Raw genomic sequence first — 24,328 nt, forward strand, 5'->3', positions numbered from 1 at the left:
ATGACTGAGAACAACGAACTGATCCGCCTCTCCGCCGCCGCGCTCGCCGAGAAGCTGGCCGCCCGCGAAATCACCGCCGTCGAGGTCACCCAGGCCTACCTGGACCGCATCGCCGCCGTCGACGGCAAGGTCCACGCCTTCCTCCACGTCAACGCCGACGAGGCGCTTGCCGTCGCCGCCGAAGTGGATTCGATCCGCGCCGCCGGCGGTGCCGCCGCCGAGGAGCTCCACGTCCTCGCGGGCGTCCCGATCGCCGTCAAGGACCTCATCGTCACGATCGGCCAGCCCACCACGGCCGGCTCGAAGATCCTCGAAGGCTGGCACAGCCCCTACGACGCCACCGTCGTCGAGCGCCTGCGCGCCGCCAAGATGCCGATCCTGGGCAAGACGAACCTCGACGAGTTCGCAATGGGCTCCTCCACCGAACACTCCGCGTACGGGCCCACGCACAACCCGTGGGACCTGGAGCGCATCCCCGGCGGTTCCGGCGGCGGCTCCGCTGCCGCCGTCGCGGCCTTCGAAGCCCCGCTGGCCCTCGGCACGGACACAGGCGGCTCCATCCGCCAGCCCGGCGCCGTCACGGGCACGGTCGGCGTCAAGCCCACTTACGGCGGCGTTTCCCGCTACGGCGCCATCGCCATGGCCTCCTCGCTGGACCAGATCGGCCCGGTCTCCCGCACCGTCCTCGACTCGGCCCTGCTGCACCAGGTGATCGGCGGGCACGACCCCCGCGACTCCACCTCGCTGCCGGACCCGCTCGAGGACCTCGTGGCCGCGGCCCGGACCGGCAACGTCAAGGGCATGAAGATCGGCATCATCAAGGAGCTCCACGGCGAGGGCTACCAGGCCGGCGTCGAGAACCGCTTCAACGAATCCCTCGAACTGCTCAAGGGCGCGGGCGCCGAGATCGTCGAGGTCTCCTGCCCTAACTTCAAGTACGCCCTGGGTGCCTACTACCTGATCATGCCGTCGGAGGCGTCCTCCAACCTGGCCAAGTTCGACGGCGTCCGGTACGGTCTGCGGGTCCTGCCCAAGGACGGGCCCATGACCATCGAGCGGGTCATGGGCGCCACCCGCGCCGCCGGCTTCGGCGACGAGGTCAAGCGCCGCATCATCCTGGGCACCTACGCCCTGAGCGCCGGCTACTACGACGCCTACTACGGCTCGGCCCAGAAGGTGCGCACCCTGATCCAGCGCGACTTCGACGCCGCGTTTGAAAAGGCCGACGTGCTGATTTCCCCGACGGCGCCGACCACGGCGTTCAAGCTTGGCGAGAAGCTCAACGACCCGCTGGCGATGTACCTCAACGACGTCGCCACCATCCCGGCGAACATGGCAGGCGTCCCGGGCCTGTCCCTGCCGGGCGGCCTGGCCGACGAGGACGGACTGCCCGTGGGCATCCAGCTTCTGGCACCGGCCCGCCAGGACGCCCGCCTGTACCGCGTCGGCGCGGTCCTGGAATCCCTGCTCGAAGCGCAGTGGGGCGGCCCGCTGCTGGACAAGGCCCCCTCGCTCACTGATTCTGCCGTTTCAAGCCACGGAGGCTCACACTAATGACTGACGCAACCCTCAGCTTCGAAGAGGCGATGGACAAGTACGACCCCGTCCTGGGTTTCGAGGTCCACGTGGAGCTCAACACCAAGACCAAGATGTTCTCCTCCGCGCCGAACGTCTTCGGCGACGAGCCGAACACCAACGTCAACGAGGTGGACCTCGGCATGCCCGGCGTGCTGCCGGTGGTGAACAAGACCGCGATCGAGTCCTCGATCAAGATCGGCCTGGCGCTGAACTGCAAGATCGCCGAGACGTGCCGCTTCGCCCGGAAGAACTACTTCTACCCGGACACCCCGAAGAACTTTCAGACCTCCCAGTACGACGAGCCCATCGCGTACGACGGCTACCTGGACATCGAACTCTCCGACGGCACCGTGTTCCGCGTCGAAATTGAACGCGCGCACATGGAGGAAGACGCCGGCAAGCTGACCCACATGGGCGGCGCCACCGGCCGCATCCAGGGCGCGGACTACTCCCTGGTGGACTACAACCGCTCCGGCGTGCCGCTGGTCGAGATCGTCACCAAGCCGATCGAAGGCGCCGGCAGCCGCGCCCCCGAACTCGCCAAGGCCTACGTGGCCGCCGTCCGCGAAATCGTCAAGAACCTCGGGGTCTCGGACGCGAAGATGGAACGCGGCAACGTCCGGTGCGACGCCAACGTCTCGCTGCGCCCGCACGGCCGCGAACGCTTCGGCATCCGCTCGGAGACCAAGAACGTCAACTCGCTGCGCGCCGTCGAACACGCCGTCCGCTACGAGATCCAGCGGCACGCTGCCGTGCTGGACTCCGGCGAGCCGGTCATCCAGGAAACCCGCCACTGGCACGAGGACACGCGGACCACGACGTCGGGCCGGGCCAAGTCCGACGCCGACGACTACCGCTACTTCCCGGAACCTGATCTGGTCCCGATCACCGCGTCCCGCGAATGGGTCGAGGAGCTTCGGGCCACCCTGCCCGAGCCGCCGGCCGCGCGCCGCAAGCGGCTGCAGGCCGACTGGGGCTACTCGGACCTGGAGTTCCGCGACGTCGTCAACGCCGGCGTCATGGACGAGATCGAGGAAACCATCGCTGCAGGCGCCACTGCCACCGTGGCGCGCAAATGGTGGATGGGCGAGATCGTCGGACGCGCCAAGAACGCCGACGTCGATCCCGGCCAGCTCGGCGTCGCCCCGGCCACCATCGTGGAACTGAACAAGATGGTGGAGGACGGCAAGATCAACAACAAGATGGCCTCCGAGGTCCTCGACGGCGTCCTCGCCGGCGAGGGCACCCCGGCGGAAATCGTCGAGAAGCGCGGCCTCGCCGTGGTCTCCGACGACGCCCCGCTCCTCGAAGCCATCGACGCGGCCCTCGCCGCGCAGCCCGACGTCGCGGACAAGATCCGCGGAGGCAAGGTCCAGGCGATCGGCGCGATCGTCGGCGGCGTTATGAAGGCCACCCGCGGGCAGGCCGACGCCGGCCGCGTCCGCGAGCTGATCCTCCAGCGCCTCGGCGTCGAGGGCTAGCCCCTAGCCGCCCACTAAATCGGTCATGATGGTCTGCAGCGCTTCGCAGACCATCATGACCGATGTGCGTTTAAGGTTCTCCGGCCGGGCCAGGACGTCGATCCGGCGCCGGGTGCTGATGCCTTCCAGCGGCCGCAGCACAATGTCCGGGTTCAGCACAGGCCGCGCGGTGTGCCGCGGCAGCAGGCCGATCACGCCGCCGGCCGCCACGAGCGCCGCCACGGTCGAGTAGTCGTTGATGCGGTGCACGATGTTCAGCTCACGGCTGGAGACCGCCGCGACGGCGGAGAGCACGTCGGCGGGGGAGTAGCCGGCGCGGCTCGTCACCCACGGTTCGCCCACGACGTCGTCGGCCGTCACCGCGCGCTGCCCGGCCAGCCGGTGCCCGGCGGGCAGTGCCACGTCCAGCGGCTCGTGCGCGAGCGGGATCACGGCGACGCGTTCCTCGGGCCAGCGGGGGCTGTGATCCATCCGGTGCGCCAGGACCAGGTCATAGCGTGCCGTCAGGGCGGGGAAATCCTGCTGGGCGACGTCCTCGTCGGAGAGCAGGATCCGCGGCTGGCCCGGGCCATCCAGGAGCCGTGCCAGCGGCGCGAACAGCGCCTGCCCGGCACTGTGGAAACCGCTGAGCGTCACCGGCGCCACCGGCGAGCCGTGGTAGGCGCCGATCGCCATCTTCGCATCCGCCATCGCGCTGACCACCGCCGCCCCGGCGTCCGCCAGGACCTGCCCGGCCTCCGTGAGCACCAGGTTCCGGCCCTCCTTGCGGGTCAGTGGCACCTCCACGGTCTTCTGCAGCGCGGCCAGTTGCTGGGACACGGCCGACGGCGTCACCAGGAGGGTTTCGGCGACGGCCTTGACGCTGCCCAGGGCCCCGAGTTCGCGCAACATCTCCAGCTGGTGGATTTCCATGCCAGCCATTCTATGCAACAGCAATTCCTAATTCGTCGATTGAGAAAAATTCGGTTGTGCTAATGCTTTCTGGTGGGTCTAATGGGGTGAGTTGTCCCACACCCCCGCGCCGCACGGCGGAACAGAACGCGCGGAGCAGAACACCAAAAGCACAGTTAGGAAGGCCCATGAAGGCTCTCTACAAGGCCGGCGCCCACGCAGGGTTCGAGCTCGTCGACCGTCCCGAGCCGAAGACCGGCGCCGGCGATGTCAAGATCCGCGTCATGACCACCGGCATCTGCGGCACGGACCTGCACATCCAGGCCTGGGACGCCTGGGCGCAGGGCATCATCAACGCCCCCCTGATCGCCGGCCACGAGTTCTACGGCGAGGTCGTGGAGACCGGCGAGGACGTCCTGGACGTCAAGGTCGGGGACCGGGTCTCCGGCGAAGGCCACGTTGTCTGCGGAATCTGCCGCAACTGCCGCGCCGGCCGACGGCAGATGTGCATCAACACCGTCAGCGTCGGCGTCCAGCGCGACGGCGCCTTCGCCGAGTACGTGGTGATCCCCGAGACCAACGTCTGGGTCCACCAGGACCCCTCCGTCACCCCGGAGCTCGGCGCCATCTTCGACCCCTTCGGCAACGCCGTCCACACGGCCCTGAGTTTCCCCCTGGTCGGTGAGGACGTCCTGATCACCGGCGCCGGACCGATCGGCCTGATGGCGATCGCCGTCGCCCGGCACGCGGGCGCCCGCAAGATCGCGATCACCGACGTCTCCGCGCCCCGGCTGGAACTGGCCCGCAGGCTCGGCGTCGACCTCGCGATCGACGTGTCGAAGATGCGGGTCAAGGACGCCCAGCGCGAACTGGGCATGCGCGAAGGCTTCGACATCGGCATGGAAATGTCGGGACACCCCACCGCGCTGCCTGAGATGATCGACAACATGAACCACGGCGGCCGGATCGCGATGCTGGGACTGCCCAGCCAGTCCATCGACATCAACTGGGGCAAGGTGGTCACACACATGCTGACCATGAAGGGCATCTACGGCCGCGAAATGTTCGAGACCTGGTACGCGATGAGCGCCATGCTCTCCTCCAACCCGGTCCTGCACACGAACATCTCGGCCGTGGTCACGGACACGCTGCCGGCCACCGACTGGGAAAAGGGTTTCGAGGTAGCCCGCGCCGGCGTCGGCGGCAAGGTGGTCCTCGACTGGACGGTTTTCTAGGCCCCTTTCCTGACCGCCCGCTTCCGGGCCCCTGCCAGACACCGCATTCTGCCCCCGCATCCAACCAGCCGAGGAGCCAACCCATGTATTCAGCCATCAAGGACCAGCTGCAGCACGAACTCGATGAGATCCGCAGCGCCGGTCTGTTCAAGACCGAGCGGCACATCGACTCGCCGCAGGCCAACCGCATCAAGGCCGGACAGATCGGCGAGTCCGGCGCCGACGTGCTGAACTTCTGCGCCAACAACTACCTGGGCCTCGCCGACCACCCGGACATCATCGCTGCGGCGAAGACCGCGATGGACGAGCGCGGCTTCGGCATGGCCAGCGTCCGCTTCATCTGCGGCACCCAGGACCTGCACCTGGCACTGGAAAAGCGCGTCTCGGCGTTCCTCGGCACCGAGGACACCATCCTGTTCTCCAGCTGCTTCGACGCCAACGGCGGCGTGTTCGAGTCCCTCTTCGGCCCGGAAGACGCCGTCATCTCGGACGCCCTGAACCACGCGTCCATCATTGACGGCATCCGGCTCTGCAAGGCCCAGCGCTTCCGCTACGCCAACCAGGACATGGCGGACCTCGAATCGAAGCTGATTGAGGCCACTACGCAGGAGAACCCGGCCCGCCGCAAGATCATCGTCACGGACGGCGTCTTCTCGATGGACGGCTTCCTCGCCCCACTCGAAGCGATCTGCGACCTCGCCGACAAGTACGACGCCCTGGTCATGGTGGACGATTCCCACGCCGTCGGCTTCATGGGCGCCACCGGTGCGGGCACGCCGGAGCACGCCGGCGTCTCGGACCGTGTGGACATCTACACCGGCACGTTCGGCAAGGCCCTCGGCGGCGCCTCAGGCGGCTACGTCTCCGGCCGCGGCGAGGTCGTGGCGATGCTCCGCCAGAAGGCCCGCCCGTACCTGTTCTCCAACTCGCTGGCCCCGGCGATCGTCGCGGCCACGCTCAAGGCCCTGGACCTCGTGGAAAGCTCCGGCGAACTGCGCGGCAAGCTCTTCGCTAACGCTGAGCTCTTCCGGAACCGCATGTCCGAGGAAGGCTTCGACCTGCTCCCCGGCGAGCACGCGATTGTTCCGGTGATGTTCGGCGACGCCGTCATGGCGGCCAAGGTGGCCGACGCCATGCTCCACAACGGCGTCTTCGTGACGGCGTTCAGCTACCCGGTGGTGCCCAAGGGCGCCGCCCGGATCCGCGTCCAGCTTTCGGCCGCGCACAGCGCCGACGACGTCGAGGCCTGCGTCCAGGCGTTCGTGCGCAGCCGCGCTGCGGTGGGCGCAGCCTAGGCTGGATCCCTGAGGCCGGGCCCCACTTTCAGCACGGGGTCCGGCCCCACTCCAGGGGCCCGGCCCCACTCCAGGGGCCCGGCCCGCCCGTTCATCCTGGCTTTGCCCGGCCCGGCCCGGCCTTGCGCGTTCACCCCGGCTTTCTCCACAGGCTTGTCCGCGGGACATGCCCAGCTCCGGCGGCGAGGACTGGACATAATGCCACTATGTCCAACGGCCACGAGCAACGAAGGGCATGTCCCGGGCCGGCACGCGGCAACGGGGGGGGGCATGCCCAGTCGTGCGGACCAGGGAAGGGCATATCCCGGGCCGGCCCGCGGCAACGGGGGACATGGCCAGTCGTGCGGACGAGGAAGGGACATGTCCAGCGGTGCGGAACGTGGCGATGGCACGTCGGCCACCTTCGAACGATCCACTGGCGTCTTGTCGGCTACTGCCGCCCGGGCGCAGGTCGCGGCACGGCCTGACCCGAGAATCTGCAAGGATGGGACCATGTCAGCTCATTACGATGTCGTAATTGTCGGCGGCGGGATCGCCGGCCTGTCCCTTGCCTCCACCCTGGCCGGGCAATGCCGCGTGGCCCTGATCGAAGCCGAGCAGACCCTGGCCTACCACACCTCGGCCCGCTCGGCCCGGCAACTGATTCCCAGCTACGGCCCGCCCGTGGTCCAGGAACTGACCGTCCGGACGCTCGACCTCATCGCAGCCGAGGACGCCGGACGTCCGGAGCCGGTGCTCACCCCGCGCAGCTTCATGCTGATCGGGGACGACGCCACCGTCCGGGCGGAGGCCAGCGGCCACATGCGCCGGATCACCCACGCCGAGGCACTGGATCTGTGCCCGGCCCTGGTCCCGGACTCGTTCAGCGCCGCCGGGCTGGACACCGGATCCTTCGCCTGCAACGCCCCCGTGCTGCTCGAGGACCACCGCCGCCGTGCCGAAGCGGGAGGCGTGGACATCATCACCGGCGCCAGGGTCCATTCGGCCCAGCGCCTCGGCACCGGCTGGGAACTTGGCGCCGGGCAGGAAGGCTTCCAGTCCGCCGTCGTGGTCAATGCCGCCGGTGCCTGGGCCGACGAGCTCGCCGTCCTCAGCGGCGTCGAGAAGCTCGGCCTGCAGCCGTACCGGCGCACCGCGGCGATCGTCGACGTCGAGAATCCCCTCCCGGAGGCCTGCCCGATGGTGGCGGCGGCCGATGACAGCTTCTACTTCCGGCCCGACGGCGGCCAAGTCCTGATCTCGCCCGCCGAACACGTGCCGAGCGGGCCCGAGGACGCCCGGCCCTATCCCGGCGACGTCGAACGGCTCGTCGCCCGGCTCAACACGATCACGACACTCGGGATCCGGAACGTCCGCACGGCGTGGACGGGGCTGCGGACGGAGGCGGCCGACGGCGTCCCCGTGGTGGGGTTCGACGCCGAGGCCACCGGATTCTTCTGGCTCGCCGGCCAGGGCGGGTACGGTTTCCAGACCTCATCCGGCGTCGCGGAGCTGGCCGCCGGGCTGATCCTCGCCGGCCAGGGTTCCGCCGCCACGGCCACGGCTGTGCCCCCGCCGGTGTCCCCGGCAAGGGACGCCAGTCCGGCATCCCGGACAGCGGAGGCGCTGGCCGCGACCCGCTGGTCCATCCGGCGCTGAAGAATGGATCCATGAGTACCCTCATCACCAATATCGCCGAACTGATGACCCAGGACGCGGAACACCGCGTCCTCCGCGACGCGGCGGTGGTGATCGAGGGGGAGCGGATTTCCTGGCTCGGCCCCGCAGCCGACGCCCCGGCCGCGGACGAACGGGTGGACGCCGGGGGCCGGGCGCTCCTGCCGGGCTGGGTCGACTCGCACACGCACCTGATCTTCGCGGGGGACCGCACGGCCGAGTTCGAGGCCCGGATGGCGGGACAAAGCTACAGCGCCGGCGGGATCGCCGTCACCACCGGCGCCACCCGGAGCACGAGCGACTTCGACCTCACCCGGCTGGCGATGGGCCGCGTCGCGGAGGCCGTGTCGCAGGGCACCACCTACCTGGAGACCAAAACCGGCTACGGCCTGGACCTCGAGAACGAGGCCCGCAGCGCCCGCATCGCCTCCACCGTGGCGGACGAGGTGACATACCTGGGGGCGCACCTCGTGCCCGCCGGGATGGACGCGGAGGAATACACGGAGCTGGTCTGCGGGCCGATGCTCACCGCAGTCCGGCCCTACGTCCGCTGGGCCGACGTCTTTTGCGAGCAGGGCGCCTTCAACGAGGACCAGTCCCGCCGGGTGCTCCTGGCCTGCAAGGCCGCCGGGCTGGGGCTGCGCGTCCACGGCAACCAGCTCGGCGAGGGCCCGGGCGTCCGGCTGGCGGTGGAGGTCGGCGCCGCCAGCGTGGACCACGTGAACTACCTTTCGGCCGCGGACGTCGATGCCCTCGCCGCCAGCTGGTCCGGGTGGGACGCCGCCGGCAGCGGCACGCGCGGCACGGTTGCCACCTGCCTGCCGGCCTGCGATCTTTCCACCCGGCAGCCGCTGGCCCCCGGCCGGGAACTGCTCGACGCCGGTGTGCAGCTGGCGCTGGCCTCCAACTGCAACCCAGGCACGTCCTACACCAGCTCCATGGCGTTCTGCGTCACCACCGCCGTGCTGCAGATGCGGCTCAGCGTCCACGAGGCGGTGCGCGCCGCGACCTACGGCGGCGCGCTGGCCCTGGGCCGGGAGTCCGGGAACGACGTCGACGGCGAACGCGCGGTGGGCTCGGTCGCCGTCGGACACCGGGCGGACCTGCACCTGCTCAACGCGCCTTCCGCCACGCACCTGGCCTACCGGCCCGGCATCCCCTTGACGCACGCGGTGTGGCGGGCCGGTGTAGCGCAGCCCATCCGTTAGCCGGCCGGTCCGCCGACGGGCCCTAGAACATCATGGGCGGCGCGTCCAGGACGGTCTCGTCCACGCGCCTCTTCTCCCACTGCGTGAAGGGCTTGTCGAGCTCGTACTTCCCGCGCGCGGTGCGCAGCAGGGTGCGGACCTCGGCGTTCTCCGGGTTGTTCAAGGATTCGAAATATTCCACCGACCAGTGGAACCAGCGCATGCAGAACAGCCGCATGGTCAAGCCGTGCGTCACGAACAGCGCGTTTGGGGCATAGCCGGGCTTGGACCAGTGCCGGTGCAGGGTTTCCATGAAGGAGGAAATCCTGTCATACACATCGGAACCGGACTCGCCCTCGCGGAAGCGGTAGAAGAAGTGCCCGTAGGCGTTGCGGAGCTCCTTCTGGTCCTCAATGTCGCCGGCGATCTGAAAGTTCGCCCAGTCCTGTTCGCGCAGGCGCGGTTCCTCGATCACCCGCTCCACGAGCGGGCCGAGATTCAGCGCCTCGAGGGTCTGGTAGGCGCGCAGGTACGGGGAGACGTAGACGCACACCGGGCGGCCGTCCAGCTGACGCCGGACCTCTTTCCCGGCCGCGGTGGCCTGCTCCAGGCCCAGGGGTGTCAACGGGATCCGGTAGTCCGGAACACGGTTGTAGATCGAGGTGTCGGCATTGGCGGCAGACTGGCCGTGCCGGATCATGATGATTTTCCGGGGCGCGCTCATAGTCCCCAAGCATAGGGCTCCCAAAAAGCAAGTGCCGCAGGCACAACCCCGTTCGGCCGGCACCACGCGGGCACCAGCAAACTATCGGCAAGTGCAGGCAAGATAGAACCATGTTGGTTCCCTCCCGCCGTCGGCTGCGGTTCGAAGTGTTGATTGTCCTGGGGTTGTCGCTGGGGCAGTCCGCGGTCTACTCCCTGGTGCAGCTGCTGGACAAGATGACCACGGCGCCGCTGGCCCAGGGGACATCCACGCTGAACCGTTCGCAGAGCGCGCGCGAATACTTCGACCTCACGTACCAGTTGCTGGACATCGTCTTCGCCCTGGTCCCGGTGGCCCTCGTGATCTATTTCCTCACCGAGCACTGGCCGGCCGGTCAGCGCGGGACCTCGGCGTTCCGAAGGATCGGCTTCGACTTCGCCCGGCCCGGCAAGGACCTGCTGCAGGGCCTGGGACTCGCCGCGCTGATCGGCATTCCGTCCCTGGGGCTCTACGCGGCGGGCCGGGCGATGGGGATCACGACGGCGATCATCCCCAGCGCCCTGGACGCGTACTGGTGGACCGTGCCGGTGCTGGTCCTCTCCGCGATCCGGCACGCGGTGGTCGAGGAAGTGATTGTGGTGGCGTACCTGCTGGACCGGCTCGGGAAACTGGGCTGGAGCGTGCCGGCCGCCATTGCCGCCAGCGCCCTGCTCCGCGGCAGCTATCACCTGTACCAGGGGTTCGGGCCGTTCATCGGCAACGCGGTGATGGGCGTCGTCTTCGCGCTGGTGTACACGCGGACCAAACGGGTGATGCCGCTCGTGATCGCCCACGCCATCCTGGACACCGTGGCGTTCGTGGGGTTCAGCCTGTTCGGCAAGGCCGTGGGCCTGGGCTGAGCGCGTGGTCCGGCACGCTTGGGACGCGCCGTCGCCCGGCCTTAAATGATCTCGGCCGCCGTCTCCTAGGTGACATCGTTGGCACCTAAGAGATGGCGGCCGAAGCGTGGGGCAGGTGGAGCGTTAGATCGTGACCGCTCCGGAGGCGGTCTCGAAGGTGACGGAGAGGATGCCGGGAGTACCGTGCGGCGCGATCCAGTTCACGGCGACGTCTTCCAGCGGCTTTTCAACTGGTTCGCCCAGCCACTCCGTGACGCGGGCTGCCGAACCGGCAATGGTCAGTGCGGACATCTTGACATCGCTCGCGTAGGCGTTGGACGGGTGCAGTTCCGGGTCGCCCTCCCACTTGAGCATGTAGGGCACCTGGGGGTCGGCGATGAGCCCCAGGATGCCGATCTGCTTCCAGACCAGTTCGCGGCCGTCGGGAAACTTCCGGTTGCCGTTGACGGCGGCGCGGCCGAGCCTCTCCTCGAACGGGGCCAGGTCGTCAACCTCGACGCACCAGCCCATCCAGCCGCCGCCGGCCTCGGAACGTGCCCGGACGGCCTGGCCGAACGGGGCCTTGTCGGAGGCCGGGTGGTTCAGGACCTCCACGACTTCCAGGTACTTGTGTCCCGCGAGCGGGATAATCATGTTGCGTGTCCCGAAACGGGGGTGCACTCCACCCTTCACGGCTTCAACGCCGAGGGCAGACGCAATACGTTCAGTGGTGGCTGCCAAGCCATCGTGTTCACAGGCGTAAGAGACGTGATCCATGCGCATGCCATCATCTTGGCACTTTGTGATGGACCTCTCAGCTTAGGCTCCCCTAACCGTCATGGGACGTCCGGGGGCGCTGACCGGGGCGGCCCGGGAAGCGCCGACAGGGAGACCGTCTTCATCTTCGTCACAAAGCTATCCAAGGCTCCGCCGCCATTCCTACACTGAAGCCAGGTCATGAGTGCCAGCGCACAGCCCCGGCTTGCTGGCCGGCAACCCTCGTATCGCGGTGGGGTGCCCCGGGTGAAGACCTGGCCGCCCGGCGCCCGCCGGAGGGCAAGCGCGGCGCCAGTCCGGTCCGGGCCGAAAGCCCCGGCCGGTGCTGTGCCCAGTGACTCGAGGAGCATCAATGTCCAACGCCTGGTCCTTTGAAACCCGCCAGATCCACGCCGGCCAGGAGCCGGACAGCGCCACCGGCGCGCGTTCCCTGCCCATCTACCAGACGACGTCGTTCGTGTTCCCCAGCGCCGAAAGCGCCGCGAACCGCTTCGCGCTCGCCGAACTCGCGCCCATCTACACCCGGATCGGCAACCCCACCCAGGACGCCGTCGAACAGCGCGTGGCCAGCCTCGAAGGCGGCCTCGCGGCCCTGCTGCTCAGCTCCGGCCAGGCCGCCGAGACGTTCGCGATCCTCAATATCGCCGAGGCCGGGGACCACGTGGTGGCCAGCCCCAGTCTCTACGGCGGAACCTACAACCTGCTCGCCCACACGCTGAAGAAGTTCGGCATCTCCGTGACCTTCGTGGCGGACCCGGACAACTTGGACCAGTGGCGGGACGCCGTCCAGCCCAACACCAAGCTGTTCTTCGGCGAAGTGGTCTCCAACCCCCGCCAGGACGTGCTGGACATCGAGGGCGTCTCCCGCGTGGCGCACGAGGCCGGCGTGCCGCTGGTCGTCGACAACACGCTCTCCACCCCCTACCTGATCCGGCCGATCGAGTGGGGCGCGGACATCGTGGTCCATTCCGCCACCAAGTACCTCGGCGGGCACGGCGCCGCAATCGCCGGCGTGATCGTGGACTCCGGCAACTTCGACTTCGGGAAGGACCCGGAGCGGTTCCCCGGCTTCAACACCCCGGACCCCACGTACAACGGCCTGGTCTACGCGCGCGACCTCGGCGCCGACGGCGCACTGGGCGCGAATCTTTCCTACATCCTCAAGACCCGGGTCCAGCTACTGCGCGACCTCGGCTCCGCGGTGTCCCCGTTCAACGCCTTCCTCATCGCCCAAGGCATCGAAACGCTGAGCCTGCGCGTGGAGCGCCACGTGGCCAACGCCACCAAGGTGGCGCAATGGCTGGAGGGGCGGGACGACGTCGAATCGGTCGCCTACGCCGGGCTGCCCTCCAGCCCCTGGTACGAGCGCGGCCGCAAGTATGGGCCCAAGGGGACCGGCGCCGTCGTGGCGTTCAACATCGCCGGGGGAGCGGAGGCCGGCAAGCGGTTCGTCGATGCCCTCGAACTGCACTCGCACGTCGCGAACATCGGCGATGTCCGGTCCCTGGTGATCCACCCGGCGTCGACCACCCACAGCCAGCTCTCGCCCGAACAGCAGACGATCGCCGGGGTGAACCCCGGGATGGTGCGGCTGTCGGTGGGACTGGAGCACATCGACGACATCCTCGCGGACCTCGACGCCGGATTCCGCTCGGCCAAGTCCGCATAGTCACCCCGGCCGGCCTCCCCGCAAGGGGCGGCCGGCCAGGGGGCTGTCACATGGAAGTCACAATCTTCGTGATTTCCGCACCGTGTTTCGTAGACTCGTATCAGGTCATGAGTGCCAGCGACAGCCCCGGCTTGCTGGCCGGCAACCCTCCTTTTGCGGCGGGGTGCCCCGGGTGAAGACCTGGCCTGCCGGTCAGCTGACGGCAGGCAAGCGCGAAGATAGGTCCTCACATGACGATTGCCGTCACCCGCACGGGTGTACCCGAAACCAAACCATCCCGGACCCCGGACGGGACCGTCCAGTTCGTCAGGATCGGTGATCTGCAGCTCGAATCCGGGATTCTGCTGCCGGATGTGGTCCTCGCCTACGAGACGTGGGGGACCCTGAACGCTGACGCCACCAACGCCGTCCTCATTGAACACGCCCTGACCGGCGACACGCATGTGACCCGCGGCGAAAGCGGGGAACCCGGCTGGTGGGAACAGCTCGCCGGACCCGGAGCGCCCGTGGACACGGACAAGTATTTCGTCATCTCGATCAACATCCTCGGCGGCTGCTACGGTTCCACGGGACCCTCCACCCCGGCCCCCGACGGGCGCCCCTGGGGATCGCGCTTCCCGCTCGTCACCCTGCGCGACACCACCGCTGCCGAGGCGCGGCTGGCCGACGCCCTGGGCATCGGTTGCTGGTACGCCGTGGTGGGCGGCTCGCTTGGCGGCGCGCGCGCCCTTGAATGGGCCGTCACGTACCCCAGCCGGGTCCGGCGCTGCGCCGTGATTTCCGTCGGCCCCAGCAGCACGGCCGAACAGATTGCCTTTGCGCAGGCCCAGACGCTGGCCATCCGCCAGGATCCCCACTTCAACGGCGGGAACTACTACGGCGGCCACGAACCCGAGGCTGGGCTCGCCCTCGCCCGCCGCATCGCGCACATCACCTACCGCTCTGCGGCCGAACTGGACGGCCGGTTTGGCCGGAACGCCCAGGAGTCGGAGACGCCCCTGGAAGCCGGATCGCTGGCCGGACGCGGGCGCTACCAGGTGGAAAGCTACCTGGACCACCAGGGCAGCAAGCTGGTCCGGCGCTTCGATGCCAACAGCTACATCGCCATAACCGAAGCCCTCATGAGCCATGATGTCTGCCGCGGGCGCGGCAGCCTCGCGGAGGCCCTGGCCCCGGCCACCGCAGAGTTCCTCGTGGCGGCGGTGGACTCGGACCGCCTGTACTTCCCGGCCCAGTCCCGCCAGCTGGCCGAGGCCCTGCCGGGCGGAGCGGAACTGCACATCATCGAAGCGCCGATCGGCCACGACGGCTTCCTGACCGAAATCGGCCAGCTCAGCGGCCAGCTCCGGGAGGCCTTCTTCGGCCACTAGGCCCGCCTGCTTGTGCATTTTTGCAGATGCGCTCTGCACTAATGGCCGTTGAGGCTCAGCGCGGGAGCGTCCATACTCATGGGGAATGACGCCATGTGCCCTACATCACGGGCGTCCTCAGTCCAATGGTCCGCAGGGTGTCGAAGGCGACACCGAAGGAGTTCTCATGAGCACGGAAAACGCCGCGACAACGCGCGCAGATGAGCCGGACGTCCAAACGTCCGGCCTGAAGAAGGTAGTAACGGCCTCCATGGCCGGCACGGTGGTTGAGTGGTATGAATTCTTCCTCTACGCCTCCGCCGCCACCCTGGTGTTCGGCAAAACGTTCTTCCCCAATTCGGGCACGGAACTCGACGGCATTATCGCCGCGTTCCTGACCTACGCCGTCGGATTCGTCGCCCGCCCGATCGGCGGCATCGTCTTCGGCCACTTCGGCGACAAGTTCGGCCGCAAGCAGCTGCTCCAGGTCAGCATCCTCCTGGTGGGCGTTTCCACCTTCCTGATGGGCTGCCTGCCCACCTTCGCGCAGATCGGCTACTGGGCCCCGGCGCTGCTGGTCTTCCTGCGCTTTGCCCAGGGCTTCGCTGTCGGCGGTGAATGGGGCGGCGCCGTCCTGCTCGTCGCCGAGCACAGCCCCAGCAAGTCCCGCGGGTTCTGGTCCAGCTGGCCGCAGTCGGCCGTTCCGCTCGGCAACCTGCTCGCCACCGCCGTGCTGTTCACGCTGTCCTCCGTGCTGTCCTCCGCCGACTTCCTCAGCTGGGGCTGGCGCGTCGCCTTCTGGCTCTCCGCCGTGATTGTGCTGGTCGGCTACTACATCCGCACCAAGGTCCAGGACGCCCCCATCTTCCTGGAGGCCCAAAAGGAAGTCGAAGTCGAGAACAAGGGCTACGGCGTGGCCGAAGTCTTCCGCCGCTACCCGCGGGGCGTCTTCACCGCGATGGGCCTGCGCTTCGCCGAGAACATCCTCTACTACCTCGTGGTCACCTTCTCGATCACGTACCTGAAGGTCGTCGTCCAGACGGACACCTCGCGGATCCTGCTGCTGCTGCTCGTGGCACACTTCATCCACTTCGCCGTGATCCCGATGGTCGGCAGGCTCTCGGACAACGTCGGCCGCAAGCCCGTCTACATGGCCGGCGCCATCCTCGGCGGCACGTGGGGCTTCTTCGCCTTCCCGATGATGGACACCAAGAACGACTTCGTCATCCTCGCTGCGATCACCATCGGCCTGCTGTTCCACTCCCTGATGTACGCCGGCCAGCCGGCGCTCATGGCCGAAATGTTCCCGACCCGGATGCGCTACTCCGGTGTCTCGCTGGGCTACCAGGTCACCTCGATTGTGGCCGGTTCGCTGGCTCCGATCATCGCCGTCGCGCTCCTGGGCCAGTACAAGTCCTCCGTCCCGGTCGCCATCTACCTCCTCGGCGCCTGTGTGGTCACTTTGGTTGCGGTGTTCTTCCTTAAGGAAACCCGCGGCATCTCGCTCCGGGACGTCGACGCCGCCGACGCCCAGGGCACCGCTGACCTCCTCGCCGCCGGCAAGCGGTAATCCTCACCGGCCCCATCAAACCCGCTGGGGGCAGACTGCCCGGATCCGCGCACGGCGCGGACCCGGGCAGTCTGCGTTAAAGCGGCCGGCCAACGCTGCCGGCCAACGCGGCAGGCTGTCGCCGCATGCCCAAGTCCGGCTGCGCTGGCGCGGCCTCAGGCGGACAGCACATCCTGCCGCTCCCGGATTTCGCCGCGAATCGCCTCCAGCACGGCACGGACCGGGGCCGAACGCAGCGCCTCGGGCCGGGCCACGGCCCAGATGGGCAGCTGGCGCTGGAAGTCGTCCGGCAGGACGGGCAGGAACCCCGGCCGGCCCGCCACGAGGAAATTGGGGAGCAGGCCTATCCCGGCGCCCCGCCGGACGGCCTCCAGCTGGGCGAAGACGCTTGTGGCCTGGAAGCTGGACCGCGGCACCGGCAGCTGCGTGGAACGGTGGCCCAGCTCGGCCACCTGGAGCGCCGATTCCACGTAGGAGACAAAGCCGTGCTGCCGGACGTCGTCGAGCGTTGCCGGAAGGCCGTGCTCCTGCGCATAGCCGGGACTGGCGTACAGCCTGAGGAAATAGTTGCTCAGGAAAATGGCGCGGGCGGTGGTGATGTCCATGTTGCCCACCACCACTTCCAGGTCCACGCCGGAGCGGTTTTGGCTTACCTTGCGGGTGGCGCTGAGCAGCTCGACGTTGAGCAGCGGATTCGCGCGCTGGAGCCGCACGAGGGCCGGGGCCAGGAATTCGGCGCCGAAGCCGTCCGGGGTGCTGATCCGGACCAGGCCGGAGACCACATCGCCGGAGCGGGCAATGCTGCTGGAGAGGGCACCGAGAGTGCCCTCGATGGCTTCCGCCGCCGCGACTGCCTGGCTGCCGAGTTCGGTCAGCTCCCAGCCGTGCGGGCTGCGTTCGAGCGTCCGGCCGCCGAGCTGCTTGTCCAGGGCCAGGACGCGGCGGGAAATGGTGGTGTGGGTGGTGCCGAGCGTCTCCGCCACGGCGTTAAACCGGCCCAGCCGTGCCACGGTCAGCAGGATCAGCAGGTCATCGGGGCTCGGAAGCCGGCGCAAGTCCACTCATGTCCCCTTTGCAGCGAGTGTGGCGATGAGGAAGCCAGAGCCATGAATGTGCATCTGTGCACATGGCATCTGTGATTTTTTACCTTGATTGCACTCTAACAGGGTGTGATGGTGGACACCGGGGCGCCGGGGTTTCGGCTTTCAGGCCGGAGCGTCGAGGCGCCCGGCAGCACATCAAGCAAAGGAGCTTAAGCCATGGCAGTCATCGCCTGGATCGGACTTGGAAACATGGGTGGATCCATGTCCGTCAACCTCTCAAACGCCGGACACGAGGTCCGCGGCTTCGACCTCAACAGCGCAGCCCTCGCCGCCGCCGAGGCCGGAGGAGTCAAGGCCGCCGGCAGCATCGCCGAGGCCGTCACCGGCGCCGACGTCGTCTTCACCATGCTCCCCAAGGGCGAGCACGCCCGCGCCGTGTACCTTGGCGAGGACGGCGTCCTTGCCCACGCGGACACCCGGACCCTCCTGGTGGATTCCTCCACCATCGACATCGCCTCCGCGCAGGCCCTGCACGACGCCGCCGCTGCCGCCGGCTTCCGCTTCGTCGACGCGCCCGTCTCCGGCGGCATGAGCGGCGCGAAGGCCGCCACCTTGACGTTCATGATCGGCGGCGAGCCCGGCGCCGTCGCCGACGCCACCGAATACATCCGCCCCATGGCGGCCAACATCATCCCCACCGGCGGCGCCACCACCGGCCAGGCCGCGAAGATCTGCAACAACCTCATGCTCTTCATCAACCTCGCCTCCACCGCCGAAGGCGCAGTCCTCGCCGATCGCCTCGGCCTGGACAAACAGGTTTTCTGGGACATCGCCTCGGTCTCCTCCGGCGACAGCTGGGCGCTGCGCACCTGGTACCCCGTGGCCGGCGTCGTGCCCACTGCGGCTTCAAACAACGACTTCGCCCCGACGTTCACCACCGAACTCGCCAACAAGGACATCGGCCTGGCCATCAGTGCCGCGCGCGACACCGGCACCCCGCTGGAACTCGGCGAGCACGTCCAGCAGCTCTTCCAGCGCCTCATCGACTCCGGCCAGTCGGGCCAGGACTGCTCGATGATCGTCAAGCTCGTCGACGGCACCCTCGAGTCCGCCAACTAGCCCTACACGGCCCTCCCCTTCACGAAAGAGACCCACCCATGGAACGCATTCCGCACTTCATCAACGGCGCCCTGATTTCCGACGCCGAGCGCTTCGGCCCCGTGTTCAACCCGGCCACCGGCGAGCAGGAGAAAGAGGTCGCCCTGGCCTCCGCCGCCCGCGTCGAGGAGGCCGTCGAGGCCGCCCGCGCCGCCCTGCCCGGCTGGCGAGCCACAAGCCTGGCCAGGCGCACCGCCATCTTCTTCAAGGTCCGTGAACTGCTCATGCAGCGCCGGCCCGAACTCGCGGCCCTGCTCACCAGTGAGCACGGCAAAGTCCTCTCGGACGCGGAAGGTGAAATCACCCGGGGCCTGGAGAACATCGAATTCGCCACCGGGCTCTCCCACATGCTCAAAGGCGAGCGCTCCGAGCAGGTCTCCGGCGGCGTCGATGTCCACTCGGTCCGCCAGCCGGTCGGCGTCGTCGCCTGCATCACGCCGTTCAACTTCCCCGCCATGGTGCCGCTGTGGATGATCGGCAGCGCCCTGGCCTGCGGAAACACCGTGCTGCTCAAGCCGAGCGAGAAGGACCCGTCCTCCGCCGTCTTCATCGCCGAGGTCTTCGCCGAGGCCGGCCTGCCGGCCGGCGTGCTCAACGTGGTCCACGGCGACAAGGAAGCCGTGGACGTCCTGCTGGAACACCCCGAGGTCAAGGCCGTCAGCTTTGTCGGCTCGACGCCGATCGCCCAGTCGATCTACAAGCGCGCCGCCGATCACGGCAAGCGTGTCCAGGCCCTGGGAGGTGCGAAGAACCACATGGTGGTCCTGCCGGACGCGGACCTCAACATGGCCGCGGACGCCGCCGTCTCGGCCGCCTACGGCTCCGCCGGGGAGCGCTGCATGGCGGTCAGCGTCCTCGTCGCCGTCGGCAGCATCGCCGACGAGCTCGTGGAGGCGATCAGCACCCGCATGGCCACGCTCACCATTGGCCCGGGCACGGACCCGGCCTCCCAGATGGGCCCGCTCATCACGGCCGAGCACCGCGACAAGGTGGCCTCCTACGTTGCCGGCGCGGCCCACGAAGGCGCCACCGTGGTGGTGGACGGCCGCGAGCACGAATTCGACTCCAACGGCTTCTTCATCGGCGTCAGCCTGATCGACCACGTCAAGCCCGGGATGAAGGTCTACGACGACGAGATCTTCGGCCCCGTCCTCTCGGTGGTCCGCGTCGAGACCTACGCGGACGCCGTGAAGCTGGTCAACGAGAACGAGTTCGGCAACGGCGTGGCCATCTTCACCCGCGACGGCGGCGCCGCCCGGCAGTTCGAGTTCGACGTCGAGGCCGGCATGGTGGGCGTCAACGTGCCCATCCCGGTGCCGGTGGGCACCTTCTCCTTCGGCGGCTGGAAGAATTCGCTCTTCGGCGACACCCACATGTACGGGCCCGAAAGCATCCGCTTCTACACCCGAGGCAAGGTTGTCACCACCCGCTGGCCGGACCCGTCCACCTCGGTGATCGACCTCGGCTTCCCCCAGGTCGACTGACGCCGCACCCCCAACAAAAGCAACGCGGGGTCACTTTCCGCCCATCCACGACTGGATTATGGGCGGAAAGTGACCCCGCGTTGTTTGCTGCCTCGGGATTAGAGTAGGCACGCAGGGACAGCCAGGATCCGGGAGGCACCATGACCACGCTCGTCAACCGCCCCAACACGGCACTGCTCGTCGTCGATATGCAGGTCGGCGTCGTCGCAGAGGCCTACCGCCGCGACGACGTCGTCGCAACCATCGCCGCCCTCGTGGACAAGGCGCGCGGCGCCGGGGTGGACGTCGTCTGGGTCCAGCACAGCGGCGAGGACCTGCCGCGCGGCAGCGACGGCTGGCAGTATGTGCCGGAGCTCGCGCGCCGCGGTACGGAGCCGCTCGTGGCCAAGGAGTACAGCGACGCCTTCGAGGGCACCGACTTGGAGTCCGTGCTGGCCGGGCGGGGCATCGGCCGTGTCTTCCTGGCCGGTGCGCAGACCGACGAGTGCATCCGCTCGACCCTGCACGGCGCGATCACCCGCGGCTACGATGTCACGCTGGTCGCAGACGCCCACACCACCGAGGACCTGACCGATTATGGCGCGCCGCCGCCTGATCTGGTGGTGGCCCACACCAATCTGTATTGGCAGTACCACAGGGCGCCGGGGCGGACGGCGGGAACGGTCAACGCGGCCGACGTCAACTTCGCCGGCCCAACAGGGTCCTAGCCCTTCATGATTTCGGCGCGCTGGGCCATGTAGTCCTCCATGGACAGCTTGCCGTCGGTGTACTGCTGGTCGAGTTCGGCCAGCTTGCGGGCCCGGTAGCCCTGCCCGGCCGACGGCGGCGGCGGGGGAGTCTGCGGCGCCTGCGGCTGTCCCGCGCCCGGCGCCGGGGGAGTTTGCGATGCCTGCGGCCGCTGCGGTTGCGGCGGGTTGTTCAGGTACTCGGGGCTGTCCTCATACGGGACGGGGGACTGGTAACCGGCCGGGTTCGGGTACTGCTGGCCGGGATACGGCTGGTTCGGGAACGGCTGGTCGGGGAACCGGGGACTGGGGTGCTGCGGGTTCTGGTACTCCGCGTTGGGGTATTGCGGGTTGGGGTACGGCTCGTTGGCCGGACCCGACTGCTTCGGGGCGCCCAGCTGGCCAAAGCCGCCGAAGTAGTCCTGCTGGGTGTAGCCGTCCCGCGGCTGGTTGCCCTGGCCGGGGTTGTTCTGGTTGCCGGGGAACCGGCCGAACTGTCCCGGCGTGCCCTGGTTCCGGCCGCGGGCAGACCTGCGGTAGAGGCGCATCGCCACGGGAACCAGGAACGACAACACGATGATCCAGAAGAACATACTGCTCACGGTACTGGGCCTTTCAGCTGCTGGGCCTTCTCATCTGCGGGCTCATCGGTAGGGCCGGAGAAGTGTTCTTCCAGCTTATGCCCCGCAGGCTCAGGACCGCACCGCGTCCTCGGCGCCGGGTGGGCCTTCGCCGGAGCCAAGCGGAACGCCGGGACCGAACACCGGGCCGGCCAGCGGCCGCTTGGCCGTCATGCCGTCGCCGGAGGAGCGGTGCCGCAGCCGCCGCACCACCCAGGGGACAAAATACTCCCTGGCCCACACCAGGTCCCCGCTGCGCGCCTCGCGCCAACTGCGCTGTGGCAGCGGTTTGGGGGAGAGGGGCTGGAGAGTGTGCTCGACGTTGAGCGAATCCAGCACCATGGCCGCGATCGTGTGGTGGCCCAGCGGTGAGAAATGCAGCCGGTCGACGTTCCACATCTGTGGGTCATTGAGCTGGCGCAGCGACCACATGTCCGCGATCACGGCGTCGTGGCGGGCGGCGATCGTGCGCAGGTTCTCGTTGTAAATGGCCACCTTGCTGCGGATCCGGCCCAGTACCGTGGAGCCGGTATCCGGGCCGTTGAACAGGACGACGGTGGCGCCGCCCAGGCTGAGGATCTGCACCACCGAGTCCAGCTTTTCGGCCAGCACGTCCGGATCGCCGCCGGGGCGGATGAGGTCGTTGCCGCCGGCGGAGAGCGTGATGAGGTCCGGTTTGAGGGACAGGCAGTGCGCCATTTGCTGTTCCACGATCTGCTGCAGGAGCCTGCCGCGGACGGCCAGGTTGGCGTAAGCGAAGTCGTTGTGCCCACGGCTGAGTTCTTCGGCCACGCGGTCTGCCCAGCCCCGGTGGCCGCCCGGACTGGCCGGTTCCGGGTCGCCGATGCCCTCCGTGAAAGAGTCGCCCATCGCCACATAGCGGGTCCAGGGGTGGGTGACGGTGTCTGCGGGGGTCTCGGCTGAGGTGTCCGGTGAATTTTCCATGGGATCGGTATTGCTCACCCCCTTATCCTGCACTGTTCCCGTTAAGCTGCGCCACCGTCAGTTGTTACCGCCGGGTAACTGTAAGAATGGTTCCATGACTCACGCTGACGCCTTCCCCGCCCCTGTCGTCCAATGGTCCCAGCCGGAGCAGGAACGGGCCGGCAAGCCGCTTCTTGTCCTGCTGCATGGCTACGGCGCCAACGAACAGGATCTGCTCAGCCTGGCGGAAATGCTCCCGCAGGACTTCGCGGTGGCCTCGTTGCGCGCCCCGATCGCCATGGGTCCGGGCTTCACCTGGTTCCCGCTGACAGCGTCCATTGACTATTCGCTCGACGCCGTCAAGGTCGCCGCAGCGTATGTCCAGGACTGGCTTGACGGCGTCAAAGCCAACCACCCGTCGGTGACACTGCTGGGATTCTCGATGGGCATGGCCATGGCCACCACGTTGTTGCGGCAGCGCCCGGCGGACTTTGCCGCCGTCGTCGGCCTGTCCGGGTTTGTCGTCGACGCCGGTGATGACCCCAGTTTCCGCGACGGCGAACTGGACGGCACTGTGCCGCTGTTCTGGGGCCGGGACCAGCAGGACCCCGTGATCACCGAGGACAAGATCGACTACACCATCGGCTGGGTCCGCAAGCATGTGAAGCTCACCAAGGTCCTCTACACGGGCATGTGGCACGGCATCAACCAGCAGGAAATCGGTCACGTCTCGGAGTTCCTCACGCACGTGGTGCTCAACTCCAAGAAGTAGCCGCGCCGGGGAAGTGTGCGCAGGGAAGCAGGCGGCCGGGCGGGCGGCTAGGCGGCCGGGGGCGCGCTGATCCGCACGGTCCGGCCGTTCACGGTGACGGTGTCGCCGTCGTGCAGCTGGCGGCCGCGGCGCTCATCGATTTCGCCGTTGACCTTCACCAGCCCGTTCTTGATCAGCTCCGCGGCCTCCACACCGTCCTCCACCAGATTCGCAAGTTTCAGCAGCTGGCCCAGCCGGATCATGCTGTCGCGGATGGTGATGTCTTCGAATTCCGGATTGCTCATACAAGCAATGATGCCTGACCTAAGGTGACACCAATGACCCACACCCCCCGTCTCCCGCTGATCGTCGGCCTGCCCATGGCCGTCGCGACCGGGCTGTTCATCCCGATCCAGGGCCGGATCAACGGCGCGCTCGGGGTGGCGCTGGGGGACGGAATCGGTGCCGCCGTCGTCAGCTTCAGCACCGGGCTGGTCGTCATGGTGGCCATTTCCCTGGCATTGCGCCGAGGCCGGGCCGGGCTGGCGCGGATCCTGCCGGCCGTGCGCGAACGGCAGTTTCCGCCGTACTACGTCCTGGCCGGCTGCATCGGCGCCTTCTTCGTCTTCGCCCAGTCCTTCACCGTGGGACTGCTGGGCGTCGCCCTCTTCACGGTGGCCGCCGTGACGGGGCAAACCCTCAGCGGCCTGCTGGTGGACCGGATGGGGATCGGACCGGCGGGGAAGAGGCCCATTACCGGCATCCGGGTGCTCGGCAGTGTGCTCACCGTCGCCGCCGTCGCCTGGGCGGTGTCGCCCCGGTTCAGCGCCGGGGAATCCGGGCTGCAGCTGCTGGTGCCCGTGCTGCTTCCGCTCCTGGCCGGGTTCCTGATGAGTTTCCAGCAGGCCATGAACGGCACGGCGACCGTGCACTACGGCACCCCCATCGCCGCGACACTGGTGAACTTCATCGCCGGAGCGGCCCTGCTGTGGGTGGCGTGGCTGATCAAACTCGCCGTGGCCGGGGCCGGCAACCCCCTCCCGGCGCAGTGGTGGTACTACCTTGGCGGCCCGCTCGGCTGCATCTTCATCGGCATCGGCGCCCTCCTGGTCCGCAGCCTGGGCGTGCTGGTCACCGGCCTCGGGATGATCGCCGGCCAGCTGCTGGGGTCCCTCGGACTGGACCTGGTATTGCCGGTGCCCGGAACGGTGATCACCCTCCCGACGGTCCTCGGCACCGTCCTGACGCTCGGCGCCATCGTCCTGGCCACCCTGCCCTGGCCCAAGGGCGCGCTGAAGCGGTAGCGGGCCGGTAGGCTTGGAGTTTGCATCGCACTGTTCGTACCGCATTGATT

General features: G+C 68.3%; 22 protein-coding genes and 2 riboswitches. Of the genes, 15 read left to right on the forward strand and 7 right to left on the reverse strand.

Translation table 11 applies throughout. The annotated features are described in order from the left end of the window. Together gatA and gatB are read left to right on the forward strand one after the other, a co-directional pair. The gene (gene gatA, locus AC1DXI_RS01980) at window positions 1-1,554 is read left to right on the forward strand and encodes an Asp-tRNA(Asn)/Glu-tRNA(Gln) amidotransferase subunit GatA (RefSeq protein WP_476937230.1); all 1,554 of its coding nucleotides are present in this window, start codon (window positions 1-3) and stop codon (window positions 1,552-1,554) included. Continuing rightward, the gene (gene gatB / locus AC1DXI_RS01985) at window positions 1,554-3,059 is read left to right on the forward strand and encodes an Asp-tRNA(Asn)/Glu-tRNA(Gln) amidotransferase subunit GatB (RefSeq protein ID WP_476937231.1); all 1,506 of its coding nucleotides are present in this window, start codon (window positions 1,554-1,556) and stop codon (window positions 3,057-3,059) included. Before gatA ends, gatB begins: the two co-directional genes overlap by 1 nt. A 3-nt stretch (window positions 3,060-3,062) precedes the next feature. Here gatB and AC1DXI_RS01990 read toward each other — a convergent pair whose 3' ends face one another. Beyond that, a complete protein-coding gene (locus AC1DXI_RS01990; protein WP_018774590.1) occupies window positions 3,063-3,971 on the reverse strand; it encodes a LysR family transcriptional regulator in 909 nt (302 codons plus the stop codon). Window positions 3,972-4,138: 167 nt separating this feature from the next. Between AC1DXI_RS01990 and tdh the strand changes: the two genes are divergently transcribed. The 4 genes from tdh (at window position 4,139) to hutI (ending at window position 9,344) form a co-directional block, all read left to right on the forward strand. Next, window positions 4,139-5,185, forward strand: coding sequence for an L-threonine 3-dehydrogenase (tdh, locus tag AC1DXI_RS01995; RefSeq protein WP_476937232.1), 1,047 nt, complete (start codon window positions 4,139-4,141; stop codon window positions 5,183-5,185). Window positions 5,186-5,268: 83 nt separating this feature from the next. Further along, window positions 5,269-6,480: a glycine C-acetyltransferase gene (locus AC1DXI_RS02000; protein ID WP_476937233.1), complete on the forward strand. Its 1,212-nt coding sequence runs from the start codon at window positions 5,269-5,271 to the stop codon at window positions 6,478-6,480. Between the two features lie 492 nt (window positions 6,481-6,972). Further along, on the forward strand, window positions 6,973-8,118 hold the full coding sequence (locus AC1DXI_RS02005; RefSeq protein WP_476937234.1) for an NAD(P)/FAD-dependent oxidoreductase: 1,146 nt from the start codon (window positions 6,973-6,975) through the stop codon (window positions 8,116-8,118). 11 nt (window positions 8,119-8,129) lie between these two features. After that, window positions 8,130-9,344, forward strand: coding sequence for an imidazolonepropionase (hutI, locus tag AC1DXI_RS02010; protein ID WP_476937235.1), 1,215 nt, complete (start codon window positions 8,130-8,132; stop codon window positions 9,342-9,344). A 22-nt stretch (window positions 9,345-9,366) separates the two neighbouring features. Here the strand turns inward: hutI and AC1DXI_RS02015 are convergent, their stop codons facing one another. Next, window positions 9,367-10,047: a histidine phosphatase family protein gene (locus tag AC1DXI_RS02015; protein ID WP_476937236.1), complete on the reverse strand. Its 681-nt coding sequence runs from the start codon at window positions 10,045-10,047 to the stop codon at window positions 9,367-9,369. A gap of 110 nt (window positions 10,048-10,157) precedes the next feature. On the opposite strand from AC1DXI_RS02015, the gene AC1DXI_RS02020 reads away from it, so the two are divergent. Further along, window positions 10,158-10,925, forward strand: a complete 768-nt coding sequence (locus tag AC1DXI_RS02020) for a CPBP family intramembrane glutamic endopeptidase (protein ID WP_026537686.1) — start codon at window positions 10,158-10,160, stop codon at window positions 10,923-10,925. Window positions 10,926-11,048: 123 nt separating this feature from the next. Here the strand turns inward: AC1DXI_RS02020 and AC1DXI_RS02025 are convergent, their stop codons facing one another. Next, window positions 11,049-11,687 (reverse strand): VOC family protein, encoded by a 639-nt coding sequence (locus AC1DXI_RS02025; RefSeq protein ID WP_026266630.1) that lies wholly within the window; start codon window positions 11,685-11,687, stop codon window positions 11,049-11,051. Between the two features lie 170 nt (window positions 11,688-11,857). Beyond that, window positions 11,858-11,973, forward strand: a riboswitch (SAM riboswitch). A 60-nt stretch (window positions 11,974-12,033) separates the two neighbouring features. Here AC1DXI_RS02025 and AC1DXI_RS02030 point away from each other — a divergent pair. From AC1DXI_RS02030 to AC1DXI_RS02040, 3 genes are all read left to right on the forward strand, one after another. Continuing rightward, window positions 12,034-13,350, forward strand: coding sequence for a bifunctional o-acetylhomoserine/o-acetylserine sulfhydrylase (locus AC1DXI_RS02030; RefSeq protein WP_476937237.1), 1,317 nt, complete (start codon window positions 12,034-12,036; stop codon window positions 13,348-13,350). Between the two features lie 103 nt (window positions 13,351-13,453). Then, window positions 13,454-13,569: riboswitch (SAM riboswitch) on the forward strand. 11 nt (window positions 13,570-13,580) lie between these two features. After that, window positions 13,581-14,720 (forward strand): homoserine O-acetyltransferase MetX, encoded by a 1,140-nt coding sequence (gene metX, locus AC1DXI_RS02035; protein WP_476937238.1) that lies wholly within the window; start codon window positions 13,581-13,583, stop codon window positions 14,718-14,720. 166 nt (window positions 14,721-14,886) lie between these two features. Further along, window positions 14,887-16,269 carry an MFS transporter gene (locus AC1DXI_RS02040; RefSeq protein ID WP_476937239.1) on the forward strand — a complete coding sequence of 461 codons (1,383 nt, stop codon included), beginning with the start codon at window positions 14,887-14,889 and terminating at the stop codon, window positions 16,267-16,269. 155 nt (window positions 16,270-16,424) lie between these two features. On the opposite strand, the gene AC1DXI_RS02045 is transcribed toward AC1DXI_RS02040, so the two are convergent. Continuing rightward, window positions 16,425-17,324, reverse strand: a complete 900-nt coding sequence (locus AC1DXI_RS02045; protein ID WP_476937366.1) for a LysR family transcriptional regulator — start codon at window positions 17,322-17,324, stop codon at window positions 16,425-16,427. A gap of 204 nt (window positions 17,325-17,528) precedes the next feature. Here AC1DXI_RS02045 and mmsB point away from each other — a divergent pair, with 204 nt between their 5' ends. The 3 genes from mmsB (at window position 17,529) to AC1DXI_RS02060 (ending at window position 20,661) form a co-directional block, all read left to right on the forward strand. Beyond that, a complete protein-coding gene (mmsB, locus tag AC1DXI_RS02050; protein WP_476937240.1) occupies window positions 17,529-18,431 on the forward strand; it encodes a 3-hydroxyisobutyrate dehydrogenase in 903 nt (300 codons plus the stop codon). A 38-nt stretch (window positions 18,432-18,469) separates the two neighbouring features. Then, complete coding sequence (locus AC1DXI_RS02055) at window positions 18,470-19,954, forward strand: CoA-acylating methylmalonate-semialdehyde dehydrogenase (RefSeq protein WP_476937241.1); 1,485 nt, start codon at window positions 18,470-18,472, stop codon at window positions 19,952-19,954. A 140-nt stretch (window positions 19,955-20,094) separates the two neighbouring features. Next, window positions 20,095-20,661, forward strand: coding sequence for an isochorismatase family protein (locus tag AC1DXI_RS02060; protein ID WP_476937242.1), 567 nt, complete (start codon window positions 20,095-20,097; stop codon window positions 20,659-20,661). On the opposite strand, the gene AC1DXI_RS02065 is transcribed toward AC1DXI_RS02060, so the two are convergent. Both AC1DXI_RS02065 and AC1DXI_RS02070 read right to left on the reverse strand, forming a co-directional pair. After that, entirely contained in the window at window positions 20,658-21,272 is a 615-nt protein-coding gene (locus tag AC1DXI_RS02065) for a hypothetical protein (protein WP_476937367.1), read from the reverse strand. The two genes, AC1DXI_RS02060 and AC1DXI_RS02065, sit on opposite strands and share 4 nt — an antisense overlap. A gap of 99 nt (window positions 21,273-21,371) precedes the next feature. Beyond that, window positions 21,372-22,244: an SGNH/GDSL hydrolase family protein gene (locus tag AC1DXI_RS02070; protein WP_476937368.1), complete on the reverse strand. Its 873-nt coding sequence runs from the start codon at window positions 22,242-22,244 to the stop codon at window positions 21,372-21,374. Between the two features lie 94 nt (window positions 22,245-22,338). On the opposite strand from AC1DXI_RS02070, the gene AC1DXI_RS02075 reads away from it, so the two are divergent. Further along, window positions 22,339-22,995: an alpha/beta hydrolase gene (locus AC1DXI_RS02075; RefSeq protein ID WP_476937243.1), complete on the forward strand. Its 657-nt coding sequence runs from the start codon at window positions 22,339-22,341 to the stop codon at window positions 22,993-22,995. A gap of 47 nt (window positions 22,996-23,042) precedes the next feature. Here the strand turns inward: AC1DXI_RS02075 and AC1DXI_RS02080 are convergent, their stop codons facing one another. Then, a complete protein-coding gene (locus AC1DXI_RS02080) occupies window positions 23,043-23,279 on the reverse strand; it encodes an RNA-binding S4 domain-containing protein (protein WP_018774572.1) in 237 nt (78 codons plus the stop codon). Between the two features lie 33 nt (window positions 23,280-23,312). Between AC1DXI_RS02080 and AC1DXI_RS02085 the strand changes: the two genes are divergently transcribed. Beyond that, on the forward strand, window positions 23,313-24,278 hold the full coding sequence (locus tag AC1DXI_RS02085) for a DMT family transporter (RefSeq protein WP_476937244.1): 966 nt from the start codon (window positions 23,313-23,315) through the stop codon (window positions 24,276-24,278). The last annotated feature ends 50 nt before the right edge of the window (window positions 24,279-24,328 follow it).

This window comes from Arthrobacter sp. P1_H7, from assembly GCF_056405215.1.